Genomic DNA, 15479 nt, shown 5'->3' on the forward strand with positions numbered 1-15479 from the left:
CGGAGAGACCAACATGTACAAGATCATCGCGGTCGCGGCCCTCGTGACATCGGCGGCACTCGCCTCGCCGGACGTCGCCATGGCCGGCACGACGCCGGCGCCCCCCGGCGCGCATGAATATATCGGCTATCCGAACGACGGCCAGGTGATACCCGCCAACAAGCCGTTTCGGGTGTGGTTCGGCTTGCGCTTCATGGGCGTGGCGCCCAAAGGCGTCAAGTATCCGAACACCGGGCACCACCATCTGCTGATCGACACCGACCTGCCGCCAATGGACCAGGAAATTCCATCGGACCGCAACCATCTGCATTTCGGCGCCGGTGAAACGGAAACCATGATTCAACTGCCGCCGGGCAAACACACGTTGCAGCTGCTGATGGGGGACGACATGCATATTCCGCACAATCCCCCGGTGCACTCGAAGAAGATCACGGTCATTGCGCGGTGATATTGCCTGGGCGTGGCGCCGCTTTCGAGCGTCAGTGTTGCGTTGCCGCCGACACAGTCATTCGCGTTGTTGGGTGTGATCCATCATCTCCCACCCGCCGCTTCGTGGCTGCGCTCTGAATCTGTTGCACTCAATCCCCGAACTCCTTTATCTACAGCCATTCGGAAGATTTATTAGGATCGGAAAGCAAAACTGGCACGGCCCATGCATTAGTGACACTCGAGCAGACAAGATGCTCGAACCCCACCGCAAGACTGTGCTGTTTCCCTTCCAGGAGATTTACCATGAACACGCTGATGATCAAAGACCTGTCCATCACCGCGCAACTCGACAGCAAGGCCATGAGCGCCGTGCGCGGCGGCTTCGGCTACCCGTCGTCGTACTTCAACTTCAACCCGGTGTACGCACCGAACAACAGCAAGCAGGTCACGGCCACGCAGTTGATCAGCAACGAAATGAATATCCAGAACGCCAACGGCAACAACGCAGCGTTTGTCGCCGGTGTCACCACCACGATCGACCCGCATGTGAGCTCGAGCAACAACATCACCGTGTACTGAACGGCGCACGCCGCCGCGGAGGCTCCCGGGCCTCCGCGGGACGCGCCGCGTCGGCGCATCAAAATGATTTCGCATTCGATCGTTCTTTCCACACGACCCCAGCGTCACCGCCCGATCCCCGCGCCAAACTTCTTGCACTGCTTCGATGGTGAAGCCGGGCAGGACATGCTTTACTTAAATGGCGCGTTCTCCTCGTGCAGCGTAGCCGGCGTCATCGGAGAAAATCGTGTCAGCGTTGCTTGATTCATCGGTCCGTCAGCGCTTCCTCAACCCATCGGCGCGGCGCTGTGCGGTAGACCCGGCGCGTGCAAGCCGCACGGCCGCGGCGTTGCGCGGACTCTGCGCCGCAACAGCCTGTGCGCTCTCGCTGGGCGCGTGCGTCGATGTCAGCATGCCCGACTACAAGCGGCCCGATACGCCCGCCAAGGCGTCGTGGTCAGATCAGAAGGGCTCGCCGGCGTTGGCGGCTGCGACCATCGAGCCGGATTGGTGGAAAGGCTTCCACGATCCGTATCTGGATACGCTTGTCGCGAGAGCGATCGCCGGCAACTTCGATATCAAGGTGCTGGCCGCGCGTATCGACGTGGCCGGCACGCAGATCGGCGAGGCCAAGGCGGGCGCGTTGCCGACCATGGATCTCGGGGCCGGCGCCGATTTCGAAAAGAGCACGCGTCAGACGTTTTCCAAACAGTACAACGTCGCGACCCAGGTGAATTGGGACATCGATATCTGGGGCAAGGTAGAGAAGGGCGTGCAGGCGCAAAAGGCCGAATTCCATGCAAGCGAAGCGGATTGGCGCGCCGGCTATCTGGAACTGGTGTCGAATGTTTCGAGTACCTACTTCCAGATCCTGCAATTCGACGACCAGATCGAGCAGCAGCAAAAAACGCTTGTTACGAACAAGCAGATTCTCACGATTTACGACGGCCAGCGCCGCAACGGTCTCGTACCGCAAACCCAGGTACTACGCCAGCAGGCGGAGATCAACCGCCTGACGAATCAGTTGCTCGAACTGCGCCGCTCGCGCGATCTCGCGAACAACGCGCTATGCACGCTGCTTGGCGTGCCGGCGGGCGAGTTTCAGCTGCCGAAAGGACACCTGCAGCAGCGCGTGCAATTGCCCGCCGTGCCCGACGGCTTGCCCGCACAACTGCTCGCGCGGCGCCCCGACGTGGTGGCCGCCGAGTTCAGGGTGCTGGAAGCCTACAACCTGGTCGGCCAGGCCAAGCTCGCCCAACTGCCCACCATCAGCCTCACCGGTCACGGTGGCACCGCGAGTTTCGCACTGACCGATTTACTGAAGTCTTTCACGTTCGGCTTCCTGCCCAGCATCAACATTCCGCTGCTCGATCCTGGCGTGCGGGCTCACGTAAAAGTCACCCAAGCGCAATCGACGGTCGCCGAACAGCAATACCGCGTGGCCGTGATGGGCGCGTTCGAGGAAGTGGAAAACGCGCTGGTCAATCTGAATTCGCACAAGGCGCAGCGTGTGGAATTGCAGCAGGAGGTGTCGCATCTGCAAATCGTCGCCGATCAGATCCAGTCGCAATTGCGCCTCGGGGTGGTATCGCAGCTGGAAGTTTTCGAAACCGAACGGACCTTGCTGGAGGCGCAGCAGACGCTGCTTGCCAACCATCAACTGATTCTGTCCGACACGGTGTTGCTCTATAAGACGTTGGGCGGCGGATGGCCGAGCGTCGACGTGCAAACGGAAGTAAAGGAACACTGAGCTAATCCGAGACGCGGCGTGCAGCGCGGCGTATTTCGGCGGCGCAGCACATTCATTACCGATATAACCACCGACGATCTGGAAATTGACACTCGCCATGCGTGACTTAAAATCTGTAAGGAGCCGCTGTTCGCGGCGCCCGGTCGAACAACAGCGATCCGCCGTAGTCCCTCTCCCCGTTTCCGTCGCACTTCTCATCGCAACGGGTAAACGATTAGTGATCCAGATAAAATGACTGCAGGCGTTGCTCCGATTGCTGAGATGCACGCAACACTGGACGCTGCGTTCGACGTGGTGCTGTCGCCGGTTGCGTCCGCACAGCGTCCCGCACTCGACGGGATAAGGATCGTCGACAACCTCTTTGCAATCGGGCGCAGCGATGTACCGTTTATCGATTATCCGGCCGAGCGGATAACGCGCCTGTCGCGCCGTCATGCGCGGATTTTCACTGAACGCGGCGCCGTCTACGTGGCGGACCTCGGCAGCAAGAACGGCACGACGCTCAACGGCATTGCGGTACGGCAAACCCCTGCTCGGGTGCGTGCCGGAGACGAGTTGTGCTTTGGCGGCGAACTCTGCTATCGCGTGAGTATCGAACCGCGTGCGCGGATCGTCGTCGGCGCGAGCGCGCCGATTGCACCCGGCTTGCTGCTGGTGCCGCAGCGCGACGACCTTGGGCTTCAGCCGATCGACGTGCAGGCGTTTCCGTTTCTCGTCAGCAAGTCGGACGACGTCTTCGCGCGCTACAAGGAGCGCTATCCGCATCAGGTCAACTACATCTCGCGGCGCCACGCGCACATTTTTCTGAAGGCGGGCGAGCTCTACCTCGAAGACCTCGGCAGTACCAACGGCACATTCGTCGGTGGAAAGCGGCTCGATGAATCGGCACTGCCGCTGGTAGACGGCGATCTCATTGCATTTGGCGGCGACCACTTCGTCTACAGGGTGACGCTGAAAAAAGCCCCTGAAGTCGAGCCGACCGTGACCCAGCTATTTCTCAATCCCGCCGTCGACGATGCTGCCGATACCGACAAGACCACGTTCGTTGCCGCCGCGCATTCGTTCCTCGATATCTTTTGCGTCGACCCGGGGCTACAACGCGAAGACGAAGTCAACGTGGCGGCGCAGGCCGCGTCTGCGCACGTGAAGCGTGACACGCTGACACGCGGTGCCAGCGGGACGAACGGCACCCAAGGCACCCACGAAACGAACGCTGCAAACGGCACGCGCGCGGCGAAGGGCCGGCCGCAGCGTTGGCGCCTGCTCGCGGGCGAGCTCGGCAAAGCCTTTGCCGGCACCGATCGTACGATGGTGCGCCGCGCGGCGTGGTGGGGCGGCGCGGCCCTTGCCGTCATAGTGGCGATCGCGCTGACCCTCTACATGCGTGGCTCATCGGAGCGCGAGTTGAGAAACCTGCTGGCGAGCGGCGATTACACCAGCGCGGTCGCGTCGGCAAACGGCTACCTCGCGCGCCATCCCGCCGACACGAAAGTCAGCGCCCTGGCAAGCGAGGCGCTGCTGAAGGCGAAACTCCCCGGCTGGCTGAACACGCTGCAAAAGGCGCAGTTCGATCAGGCCGACGCGCTGCTCAAGGAGATGCGAGCGTTGAGTGCGAATAATGCGGACGCCGCATCGCTCATCGGTGAATTGCAATGGGTGGGGGACCTGGAGCGCTTCGTGGCGGGGCGCGGTGGGGTGGACGCGCCGATTCGCATGTACGCGGACGAAGCCACCATCAGCGACTTGCTGCAACGCTGGGACGACGACGCCAGGAGCCATCAACGCGCGCTCGACCGTATCGCCTCGTATGTGCCTGTTTTTGCGGAGCCGTATGCGCAGGCGCTTAGCCATCTGCGCAAACTGGAAAGCGACGACTCGGTGTACCTCGCCGCCATCGACCGCCTGAACGGGACGATCCGTACCGAGCTGGCGCGCGACAAACCCGACGCGCTGCCGGCCGTGCTCGACGATTATGCGCAGCGCTATCCGCGTCTCGCCGGGCTCGATCGCGTACGGGAAGATTTACGCCAGTACGCCGCTGTGCTGAATGCCGCGCTGAGTCGTCAATTGACACCGTTGCTCGCATTACTGAAAACGGTGCGCTTCAGCACGCCGCCGTTTCAGGCGCAGTTTCAGCAACTGGCCGAGAGCCGTCTGCCGTCGGCGGACGTCATTCAGCGTCATGACGCGGCGACCACAGCGTGGCAGCGCGGCGACACACAGCAGGCGCTGGCCGGTTTGCAGGCAATGCCTGCCGGCCCGTGGTCGGACGTGATCGCGGCGGAACTGGCGCACAAGAAAGCGCTGCTCGACCAGTTCGCCGACTTACAGAAGACGCGTGGCGGCAAGGATTACGACCAACGCTTGCTGTCGTTCTACGCCAGTCTCGATCCGACGGCGGACGCGTGGTTCGTGCAATCGATCCAGAAAGACGTAGCCGCCTTGCACGACAAAGCGCTGGCTCGCGCGCAAGACCTGCTGCTGCGCGCTCAAAGCCTGTGGAAACAATACCGGGCGAGTGGTTCGATCGGCGGCACGCAACGGCTCGAAGCGGGGATTTCGCCCGGCTTTCGCAGCGAGGCGCGTCTGCTTTCCGATGCGCAGACTGCCGCGCAACAAGGCATGCGCATCTATACACAACTGAAGGCGGATCATTCCGCCGACTTCGACCGTCTGCTGGCGGATGTCCAGGCCGAAGTGGATTTGCAGCGCCGCTCGTTGACCGAGCTGCGCATGGTGCTGGACCCCGGGCTGTTGAAGGCGAAGCTGGCGTTGATCGGAGGCGGGCAGAGTGAAGCGCGACAGTCACCCTAGACCGTTGTCGGAGGCGCTGGAGGACCACAGCGTCGAAGGCATTGCGATCCTGACCGCGGAACCGGTGCGGATTGCTCGCGCGCTGATCTGGGCGATGGTCGCGCTGGTGGTGGCCGGCTTGCTGTGGTCGTTCGTGGGCCGCGCGGATGTGATCGTCAGCGCGCAAGGCACGCTCTCGCCGGAATCGGAAGTGCGCCGCATCTATGCGCCGATCGACGGCGAGCTCGCGGATCTGTACATCGCCGAGGGGCAGCCCGTATCGAAGGGCGACGTGCTCGCGCGGCTGAATGCGCGCGGCGCGATCGAGGCGGCGAGCAACGCGCTGCAGGCGCAGCTCAAACTCGAAGACGCCGAGCGTGACTGGAAGCAGTTTCCCGAGAAGAAGGCGCTGATGGAGCGCAAGGCCGCTGCGCTGAAGGCCCAGATGGAGGTGCAAGCCCGTCTGCACGAAAACCGGGTATCCGAGGGCACGACCAAGCTCGCCGAAGGACAAAAGGCCGAACTCGACGAAGCGCGCAGCGTACTCGACAACGCTCGCCGCACGCGCGAGGCAGCGCGCCAGGAGTTGGACCGGTATTCGCGCCTGTTCGCGCAGCCGGGCGGCGGCGGGATCGCGGAGCTCCAGGTCGAGCAGAAACGAACCGCCGCGATGGAAGCGGACAACGCCTACCGCGTCGCGCAATCGAAACTCGCGGAACTGGATTTCCGCCTCAGCCACGAATACGCGCAAGCCAATGCGCAACTCGAGACCAGCGGGCAACAAACCACCGACCTGCAACTCCAGTACGACTCGGCAGTCCGCGACATCACGGACGCGGAAGACAAGTTGCGCCTGCAACTGCAAACTGCGCGCCTTGTATCGGAAGCCGCCGCGCGGATCCGCTTCGAGAACATCGACAAAGACAATTTCCTGCTGATCCTGGCGCCAGTGTCCGGCGTCATCACCGACGTGACGTCGACACAGCGCGGCGACAAGATCCAGGCGAACGCGCCACTCGGCGGCATTGCGCCAAAAGACGCGAAGCCCGTGCTGAAGATCGAAATCGCCGAACACGACCGTGCTTTTCTGCACGAAGGCCAGCCGGTGAAGCTGAAATTCAATGCGTTCCCGTATCAACGTTATGGCTTGATCAGCGGCACGCTCGCCTATATTTCGCCGGCCACCAAGCCGTCCTTGCAGGACAAGCAGCCGGTATACGAAGGCCGCGTCACGCTCGACAAGAACTATTACCAGATTGCCGGCACCCGCTATCCGCTGCGCTACGGCATGACGGCGAGCGCGGAAATCGTGGTGCGCGAGCGGCGCCTGATCGATCTGGGCCTCGATCCGTTCAGGCAGGTGGCGGGTTGACCATGCAGATCACACGTCAAATAAAGGAGCGGATGACATGACCGCGATAGTGCGAATCGATGACGAAGTGGTGGACGTTTCGGAGTTCATTCGTCTTCTGAAATTGACCGGCCAGTTCGATAGCCTGATCGAGCAGATCGTGCGCGACAAGCTTACGGTGCATGCGGCCAAAAAGCAGGGCGTTACCGTCACCGCGGACGAAATCCAGCAGCGCGCCGATCAGTTCCGCCGCGTGCGCGGTTTGCATCGCGCAACCGATATGAATCAATACCTCGACGCGCTCAGTGTGAGTCTCGACGAGTTCGAGGCGTTCATCACGGATGGACTGTATCAGGAAAAGATGCTCGACGAGGTCGGCAACGAGGCCGCGATAAAGGACTACTTCGCGCTGAATTCGCCGAAGTTCGACGCGATCGAGGTGAGCCATATCGTGCTCGACAGCGAGGGCAAGGCGAAGGAAATGATGTCGTACCTGCACGACGATCCCGACAGCTTTGCGGACATGGCGCGCGAGCATTCGATTGCGGATACGCGAGAAGCCGGCGGCGTGATCGGCAAAGTGTTGCGTGGATCGTTGAAGCCGGACATCGAGGCGAAGATTTTCAACGCGGCGGTGGGCGATCTGCTTGGGCCGTTTCCCTCTGCGGATCGCTCGTGCTTCGAGATTTTCGCCGTGACGGCGAAATATCCGGCGACGCTCGACGCGGATGTGGCCGCCGAAATCAGGCGTCTGCTGCGTGAGAGCTGGTTGATCGCACGCGCTCAGGAACATGTGATCGAAGCGCGCTAGCCGGTACACCGCATCGCGCCACGACGAAACGAAGCGAAGAAGCGTAAAGCAAAGCCGAACCGAGGTCCGCAAGCTCATGGATGCACCCCAGACCGCACCCTCCGCTGCCGAGTTTCTCACCTCGGTGGAAATCCTCTCGCCGTTTTCTCGCGACGAGATCGAGCGTCTTGCCGAATATGCGCAAGCGCGCTTCTATTCGTTCGGCGAGACGGTGTGCTCGGCGGGCGAGACGGCTGACGGGTTGTACGTGGTTCGCTCGGGCTCGGTACGCATCTTCACCGAGGAACACGGCAAGGAAACCAGCGTGGGCGTGCGCAAGACCGGCGAGATCTTTGCCGACATTGCGATGTTGCGCTCGTATGTGCATGAGGCGTCAGTGCGGGCGTCCGCGAAAACCGAGTTGCTGTTCATCCCGCGCGCCGCGATCGAACCGGTGATCGGCGGCAATCAGGCAGCGTTGGCGTTTATCGCGAGCTATGTGGCGATCAGTTCGGCCGGCGGCTTCGTCGCGCAGTTGTTCGATCTGCGCGGCAAGCTCAACAAGGCGGAACTCGAAGAATATGTGCGCAGCGTCGGCGTGAAACGCGTGGCTGCCGGCAAGGAAATCCTCAAGCAGGACGGACGCGACGACCGGCGGCTCTACGTGGTGCGGCAGGGCGGCGTGCGCATCGTCCGTCAGGAGGAGGGCCACGATTACACGCTCGCGACGCTCGGCGAAGGGGAGATTTTCGGCGAGAAAGCGTGTTTGATGCGCCAGGAGCAGATGGCGTCGGTGGTGGCGACAACCGATACGCGGCTGCTGGTGATTCCCGAGCGCACTGTCCATTTCATCCTCGAACGCAATCCGAAACTGCGTGAAGTACTGGATGAGCGGATTCGCTACGGCGACCGCGAGTTGCAACGGCAAAAGCGTCTCGAACAGCGGCGCAAGCTGCCGCTGATGCTCGATCTCCAGACCAAACCCGAATTCGGCGAGAAAGTCATCAAGCGCTTTGCGCTGGTCGAACAGGCTGAAGAAATGGATTGCGGCGCGGCGTGTCTTGCGATGGTGTGCCGTCACTACAGCATTCCGATGACGCTCGGCAAGCTGCGCGAACTCGCCAACGTCACGACCCAGGGCGCCACGCTCGACAGTCTCGCTCGCGCCGGTGAATCGCTCGGTTTTACCGCACGCGGCGTGCAATGCACATTTGATTCGTTGCGCGGCTTCGATCTGCCTTTCATCGTGCATTGGGAGGGATACCACTACGTGGTGGTGTACGGGCTTTCGAAGGAATACGTGTGGGTCGCCGACCCGGCACTCGGTTTCAGAAAATTGACGGTTGAGGATTTCGAACGCGGTTGGAGCGGCACCTGTCTGCTATTTACCGGCGGCCCGAATCTGTTGCAGATGTCGGCTGCGCGTTCGCCCTGGATACGCTTTGTCGGCTATCTCCGGCCGTACAAAAAGATTCTCGGCCACCTTTTCCTTGCCACCTTCGTGATTCAGGTGCTCGGTGTGATTCCGCCGCTGATTATCCAGAACATTCTCGACGGCGTGATCGTGCATCAGAACGTCAGCCTGCTGCATCTGCTGATCGGCGGGTTGATCATCGCCAACGTATTTTCGCAATTGATGTCGTCGATTCGCGCGTATCTGGCGAATTTCATGGTGCGCAACATGGACTTCGCGATGATGTCGCAGTTCTTCAAGCACACCATGTCGCTGCCGTTCTCGTTCTTCGCCAAGCGCAAGACCGGCGACATTTTCGCGCGTTTCCAGGAAAACCAGACGATCCGCGCCTTCCTCACGGAATCCACCGTCACCACGGCGCTCAATCTGCTGATGGTGTTCATCTACTTCACGATCATGTTCGTCTACAACGTGAAGATGACGCTGGTGCTGATCGCCTTCGTGATCCCGATCATGGCGCTCACCGCGCTGGCCACGCCGAAGATCAAGAACTATGCGCGTGAGGTATTCACTGCTTCGACGGAATCGAAATCATTTCTGATGGAAGCGCTCGCCGGTGTCGAGACCATCAAAGGCATGGGCATCGAGCGGCCGGTGCGGTTGCGCTGGGAGAAGAAGTACGCGAAGGCGCTCGAAGTGCAATATCGCGCGCATGCCTTCAGCATTCTCGTTGGGCTCGGCAGCCAGTTGCTGAACGCGGCGACGACGATCGCGATTCTCTGGGTCGGCGCGAATCTGGTGCTGGCGCGCGAAATGACCATTGGTCAGCTGATCGCATTCAACGCGTTCATGGGCAGCGTATTGGGCCCGCTGATGGGACTGGTGGGCTTGTGGAGCATGTTGAACGACGCGGGCGTGGCAATGGAACGTCTCGGCGATGTACTCGATATCGAGCCGGAACAGAAGCCGCAGGATTTGCCCTCACGTGTGATGCTGCCTGAACTGCAAGGCGAAATCAGCCTCAACGGCGTCTATTTTCGCTACGGGGACAATGATTCGGCGTATGTGCTGGAAAATATCAGCTTCGATATCAAGCCCGGCGAACTGGTGGCGATCGTGGGCCGCAGCGGTTCCGGCAAGACGACGCTCGCCAAGCTGCTGGTCGGCTTCTACGCGCCGACCGAGGGCAAGATGACCATCGACGGCTACGACCTTGGCGTGGTCGATAAAGCCTATTACCGCGCGCAGATTGGCTATGTGATGCAGAGCAATCTGCTGTTCTCCGGCACGATTGCGGAGAACATTGCAAGCGGCGACGACGCGCCCGAACGGCGCCGCATCGAGGAAGTCGCGAAGATGGCCGACGCGCACGCGTTCATCAGCAAGATGCCGCTCGGCTACGAGCAGATTGTCGGCGAACGCGGCATTGGTCTATCCGGCGGACAGATCCAGCGACTGTGCATCGCGCGGGCGTTGTATCACGACCCGCGTCTGCTGGTATTCGACGAAGCGACCTCGGCGCTGGACTCGCAATCCGAAAGCAATATTCTCGGCAACATGCACGACATCCTGAAGGGCCGAACGGCGGTGATCATTGCGCATCGGCTCAGCACCATCATGCGTGCGGACAAGATTCTAGTGCTGTACGAGGGTGCGATTGTCGAGCAGGGCCGGCACGAAGAACTGGTTCAGCGCGGCGGTATGTACTACCAGCTCGTCCAGAAACAGTTGAGCGCCTGATGATGAAGATACTCGACCAGATTGAAGAGGCCAGCCCGGCGATTTCGTACGCGGGCCTGATCGAGCGGATCGAGATTTTGCGCTCGACGCTGCGCTGGTCATCGCGGCTCGAGCGCGCCGACATCGACAAGCTGCTGAGGCAAGCCACCTCGTTACGTGATGAGGTCATGCAGCTCTCGCACAAGGAGCGCTTCGTGCAGGCCGCAACGGCCGCGGAACCTGCGACTGCGGATCAATCGCGTGGCGCGCGCAGAAAGGCATTACTCGAGCGCAGTTTCATTTTCGAGGGGACATTCGGCGACAATCCGCGTTTGCTCGAATCGCTCGAAATCGCCGAGAAAGCGGCGCCGACCGATTTGCCGGTGTTGATCGACGGTGAAAGCGGCACCGGCAAGGAGCTGATGGCGAAGGTCATTCACGCGAATGGCGGGCGGTCGGACAAGCCGTTTATCTCGGTCAACTGCGGCGCGATTCCGGACAATCTGTTGGAGTCGGAACTGTTCGGTCATCGCAAGGGCGCGTTCACGGGCGCCTCGAATGACCGCAAGGGAAAATTCGAAAGCGCGCATACCGGCACGATCTTTCTGGACGAAATCGGCGAGTTGCCGCTGGCGGGGCAGGTGAAACTACTGCGCGTACTGGAAGCACACGAGATTCAGCGCGTGGGTTCCGACGAAACGATTGCCGTCGACACGCGCATTGTCGCGGCGACCAATCGCAATCTGCGGCAACTCAGCGAAGAGGGAAAATTTCGCGAGGATCTGTTCTATCGGCTCAGCGTGATTCACGTCACGCTGCCGCCATTGCGCGAGAGACGCGATGAGATACCGCTGCTGATTGCATGGTTCGGCGACGAGGCCGCCGGTACCTTGAAACGCAGACCTGTCAGATTGACGCCGCGTCTGCGGGATTTTCTGCTGAACTATGCCTTTCCAGGCAATATCCGCGAATTGCGCAACGTGATGTATCGCGTGTCGTGTCTGGCCGGTGAGATGGCGGATATCGATCATCTGCCGGTGGACATGCGGCCGGCCGCCCCCGGTTCGGCCGCGGCTTTTTCCAACGCACCCGCTGCGACGGGGCAGGAGCAAATCAGCGTGGCGAACCTGATGTCGCTGAGCGACGCCAAGCGCGCCGCGAGCGACGACGCCGAAAAAGCCTTCCTGGAACGAGGACTTCGCGAAGTGAGCGGCACGGTTGCCGAACTGGCCCGTCGCATCGACATGAACCGCTCGCATCTGCAAATGCTCTTGAAGAAGCACGGCCTGCATTCAAAGGATTTCCGCAATCGGAACGCGCCACCCACCGGGAGAAACGGCGCTGAGGAAAGCGACGAAGCAGACGGCGATAGCTGATGTCGCGTGCCTATAGCACGTTCAAGGCGCCGGGTTCAGCAAGGTTTTGTCGGACGCGTAAGCGTCTTGCGCCTGCACTACCACGGCGGTGATGTTGTCCCGCCCGCCGTGCGCAATGGCCCGTTCAATCAACTCTGCGGACGCATGCTCGCACGCCACGGTGCTCAGCACCTCAAGTATTTCCGCATCGCTGACTTCGTTGCTCAGGCCGTCGCTGCATAGCAGGAAAACATCGCCGTCCACGACTTCGATCACATCCTCTTCAAGGTCGAGCACATCCGTTGCACCGACCGCGCGCGTGATCATATGCTGCGCCGGATGATGCCGCGCCTCTTCTTCGGTAATGACGCCAAGCGACTTCAGTTCTTCCACCTGACTGTGATCGCGCGTCAGTTGCCGCAATTGCCCTTGACGGTGCAGATAGAGCCGGCTGTCGCCGGCCCAGAGATAGCCGCAGAAGCGGTCGCACGCAAGCAGCACGATTATCGTGCTGCCGATCCGTTGCACCTGGCGGCGCGCGGCTTCTTCCCTGAGTTGGCGGTTAGCCTGTTGCAGCCTCGCCCGCGCGTCGGCGAGCGTGGTTTTCATGCTGAGCGGAGGCGCGAGCCGGCTCAATGCGTCGACTACCAGCCGGCTCGCCAGATCGCCGACCGCATGCCCGCCCATGCCATCGGCGACGGCCCAGCGTCCGGGTTCGGGCTGGTCGAGGCAGGCATCTTCGTTGATTTCACGGACGCGTCCGGCGTCTGAACGCGCGGACGACGTCCATCGAAATGGGCTCGTACAGGTCACAAGGGCTGCACCGTATCGTTTCTGCTGCGTGCGTCAGGGGAGACATTGATGTTCGAGTTCGCGCCGGTATTGCGGACATCGACTGACTGGAACGTGTTGATCATCTGGTTAGCATAGAAGTTGTTCGAGATATCGTACAGGTTGACAACCGGTCCGATGCTCGGCGTATCCCGCACATAGGGCTGAATCCAGCCGTACACCCATGGCGCACCGCCGCCGCCGCGGATCGCCGCCATCGCTTTACGGTCGAGCGCGAGGTTCAGCGTGAGGTCGTTCACTGTGATGGAAGCCATGTCGATCTCCGGTTGGCCGCGCACTCCGGGCGCGCGGTTTAAAAGGAATTGGACGTGATAGTGCAAATGCCATGCCAATCTGCGGCTCGCGCGCGCGCTTTTTCGTAACGCGTTGATTGCGCGGCGATTCCGTGCTTTGGCGCTCGCAGCATGTAAGCATGCGGACGGATAGAGGTCGGCGTGCAGCCAACAATCGCGGGTTTGGAGCGTTGTGGCACCCAACACATTGGATCGGGTCGCTGACTCTGCTGAATAGCGTCGCGGGCGCTCACCCCATGCTCGAAAATGATCGCCATGTGCCAACACATCGGCGCAAATTCTGTCGGCTCCCAACGGACACCTGCCTCGTTCCAAACGCCTCGCCATTCCTGCCAGCCCTTTAAATAAAGGCTTTTCCGCACATGGCCCGGATGATGCAAAAGATCTCGCAACGGTGTTGGATATTGAAGCGAGGCCAGCCATGAACACGAACCTTCTCGAGACGAGCAGCGAAGCTTGCAACGACGCCTCGACCATCGACCTGCCGATCGGCGCGCATCTCGTCACGCAACGGCGCGGTTATGAACACCATGGCATTTACGTGGGCAATGGCCGTGTGGTTCATTACGCGGGCTTTGCGGGTTCTGCTCATCGCGGTCCGGTGGAGGAAGTGGAATTAAACCGCTTCGCCGCCGGTCATCCTTTGACGATCCGCACGACACCGTGCGCTCGCTACGTCGGCGACGAAGCCGTGCGCCGCGCGCGCTCCCGTCTCGGCGAAAACCGCTACCGCCTGCTGACGAACAACTGCGAGCACTTCTGCGCATGGTGCCTGCTCGGCGAAAGCCGCAGCGAACAGGTGCATTGCTGCTTGCGGCATCCGCGCGCCGGCGTGCACGCGCTGGTGTGTCTCGTGAAGGCTTTTGTCGAAAGCGGTGCGAGGGATCGTCAGGTTGGCGCGCAACTTGCCTGAGCGAGTGGAAACGGAATCAAGGATTCAAAGCGTTAAGGATTCGAGGAGAACATCATGGTTGCCGCAGAAAAGACCTTGCACTGGGCCGTCGATAAATGGCTCGCGCCGACACCGTCGATGCCCGCGCGTGTCGTACGGTTTTGCCACCGCGCGTCGCAACATCAGCGCTATGTCTGCGTGGAAGCATTGCGGCCGGGCGGCTTGCTGTCGATCTTCTTCTTCCGTCACGACGACGGCTCATGGAACGTGTTCCCGCCACAAGCCGAGCGGCCCGCGATGAATGGCCATCGGCGCGCGGCGGTTTGCTAGCTTTACGCGTGCGAGGCCGCTTCCTTGACGATCCACTGACTGAACAGCAGCATCGCCGATGTCATCGGCTTGCCCTTCAACGCCGTCAGCCAGTAGCTGCCGGCATGAACTTTCACCTCGAACGGGCGCACCAGTCGGCCAGTGTTGATCTCGTGATCGAACATCAGCGCCGGCGCCAGCGCAATGCCCGCACCCTGCATGGCCGCTTCCACCATCAGCCGGGACGAATCGAACACCGGCCCGCGAATCGGCCGTGGCGGAATGCCGGCGGCCGCGAACCAGCTCATCCAGTCGTCGACGCGATATGAACGCAGCAAGGTTTCGTTGGCGAGATCGGTGGGCTCGGACAGACGCTCGGCGATTTCAGGCGCACATAGAATCGCGAGCGGCGCGTCGAGCAACCGGGTGGCGAGCGAGCCGGGCCAGGTGCCGTCGCCGAATCGAATCGCGAAGTCGAGGCCTTCGGTGGCGAGATCGACGAGATTGTTGTTCGTCAGCAGCCGTAGTTCGACAAACGGATGCGCGTCGCGAAACGACTTGAGGCGCGGCATCAGCCATCCCACCGCAAAGGTCCCCACCACGCCGACCGTCAGGACCTCGTGAAAGTGGCCGCCGTCGAACTGCTTGAGCACGGCCTCGATACGATCGAACGCATCGGTCAGGACGGGGCGTAGCGCGAGGCCTTCGTCGGTCATGACGAGTCCGCGCGGCAGACGTTTGAAAAGGGCGGTCCCCAGGCGCTCCTCCAGCGTTCTGACCTGCTGGCTGACGGCCGCCTGGGTGACGTTCAATTCAAGCGCGGCGCGCGTGAAGCTCAAATGCCGCGCGGACGATTCGAAGGCGCGCAGCGCGTTTAGCGGGAGGTACGGTCTCATGGGGAAGAAATAAGATTTTCTCGTGAGTCGACTAACTTATCATCGTTTGTCAGCCGCGGACGAAAAACCGATCGTTGC

At 61.3% G+C, this 15479-nt stretch carries 13 protein-coding genes; 10 read left to right on the forward strand and 3 right to left on the reverse strand.

Annotation, left to right across the window (positions count from 1 at the left end; translation table 11 throughout):
- The first annotated feature begins 13 nt into the window (after positions 1-13).
- The 8 genes from ACAX43_RS02445 (at position 14) to ACAX43_RS02480 (ending at position 12180) form a co-directional block, all read left to right on the forward strand.
- Positions 14-448, forward strand: coding sequence for a DUF4399 domain-containing protein (locus ACAX43_RS02445; RefSeq protein ID WP_370706821.1), 435 nt, complete (start codon positions 14-16; stop codon positions 446-448).
- A gap of 284 nt (positions 449-732) precedes the next feature.
- A complete protein-coding gene (locus tag ACAX43_RS02450) occupies positions 733-1008 on the forward strand; it encodes a hypothetical protein (RefSeq protein ID WP_370706822.1) in 276 nt (91 codons plus the stop codon).
- A 226-nt stretch (positions 1009-1234) separates the two neighbouring features.
- Positions 1235-2737 (forward strand): efflux transporter outer membrane subunit, encoded by a 1503-nt coding sequence (locus ACAX43_RS02455; RefSeq protein ID WP_370706823.1) that lies wholly within the window; start codon positions 1235-1237, stop codon positions 2735-2737.
- Positions 2738-2968: 231 nt separating this feature from the next.
- Complete coding sequence (locus tag ACAX43_RS02460; RefSeq protein WP_370706824.1) at positions 2969-5551, forward strand: FHA domain-containing protein; 2583 nt, start codon at positions 2969-2971, stop codon at positions 5549-5551.
- Positions 5529-6902, forward strand: a complete 1374-nt coding sequence (locus ACAX43_RS02465) for an HlyD family efflux transporter periplasmic adaptor subunit (RefSeq protein WP_370706825.1) — start codon at positions 5529-5531, stop codon at positions 6900-6902. The genes ACAX43_RS02460 and ACAX43_RS02465 overlap by 23 nt, the downstream gene beginning before the upstream one ends.
- Before the next feature lie 37 nt (positions 6903-6939).
- Positions 6940-7692, forward strand: coding sequence for a peptidylprolyl isomerase (locus ACAX43_RS02470; RefSeq protein WP_370706826.1), 753 nt, complete (start codon positions 6940-6942; stop codon positions 7690-7692).
- 76 nt (positions 7693-7768) lie between these two features.
- Positions 7769-10825 carry a peptidase domain-containing ABC transporter gene (locus ACAX43_RS02475; RefSeq protein WP_370706827.1) on the forward strand — a complete coding sequence of 1019 codons (3057 nt, stop codon included), beginning with the start codon at positions 7769-7771 and terminating at the stop codon, positions 10823-10825.
- A complete protein-coding gene (locus ACAX43_RS02480) occupies positions 10825-12180 on the forward strand; it encodes a sigma-54 interaction domain-containing protein (RefSeq protein ID WP_370706828.1) in 1356 nt (451 codons plus the stop codon). The genes ACAX43_RS02475 and ACAX43_RS02480 overlap by 1 nt, the downstream gene beginning before the upstream one ends.
- Positions 12181-12201: 21 nt before the next feature.
- Here ACAX43_RS02480 and ACAX43_RS02485 read toward each other — a convergent pair whose 3' ends face one another.
- Together ACAX43_RS02485 and ACAX43_RS02490 are read right to left on the reverse strand one after the other, a co-directional pair.
- Positions 12202-12972 carry a PP2C family serine/threonine-protein phosphatase gene (locus tag ACAX43_RS02485; RefSeq protein WP_370706829.1) on the reverse strand — a complete coding sequence of 257 codons (771 nt, stop codon included), beginning with the start codon at positions 12970-12972 and terminating at the stop codon, positions 12202-12204.
- Entirely contained in the window at positions 12969-13265 is a 297-nt protein-coding gene (locus ACAX43_RS02490; RefSeq protein WP_370706830.1) for a hypothetical protein, read from the reverse strand. Before ACAX43_RS02490 ends, ACAX43_RS02485 begins: the two co-directional genes overlap by 4 nt.
- Before the next feature lie 460 nt (positions 13266-13725).
- Between ACAX43_RS02490 and ACAX43_RS02495 the strand changes: the two genes are divergently transcribed.
- The gene (locus ACAX43_RS02495; RefSeq protein ID WP_370706831.1) at positions 13726-14217 is read left to right on the forward strand and encodes a lecithin retinol acyltransferase family protein; all 492 of its coding nucleotides are present in this window, start codon (positions 13726-13728) and stop codon (positions 14215-14217) included.
- Between the two features lie 54 nt (positions 14218-14271).
- Positions 14272-14526 (forward strand): hypothetical protein, encoded by a 255-nt coding sequence (locus tag ACAX43_RS02500; protein WP_370706832.1) that lies wholly within the window; start codon positions 14272-14274, stop codon positions 14524-14526.
- A 2-nt stretch (positions 14527-14528) separates the two neighbouring features.
- Here ACAX43_RS02500 and ACAX43_RS02505 read toward each other — a convergent pair whose 3' ends face one another.
- On the reverse strand, positions 14529-15401 hold the full coding sequence (locus ACAX43_RS02505) for a LysR family transcriptional regulator (protein WP_370706833.1): 873 nt from the start codon (positions 15399-15401) through the stop codon (positions 14529-14531).
- Between the last annotated feature and the right edge of the window lie 78 nt (positions 15402-15479).

The organism is Paraburkholderia sp. IW21 (assembly GCF_041321145.1).
Taxonomy (GTDB): Bacteria; Pseudomonadota; Gammaproteobacteria; order Burkholderiales; family Burkholderiaceae; genus Paraburkholderia.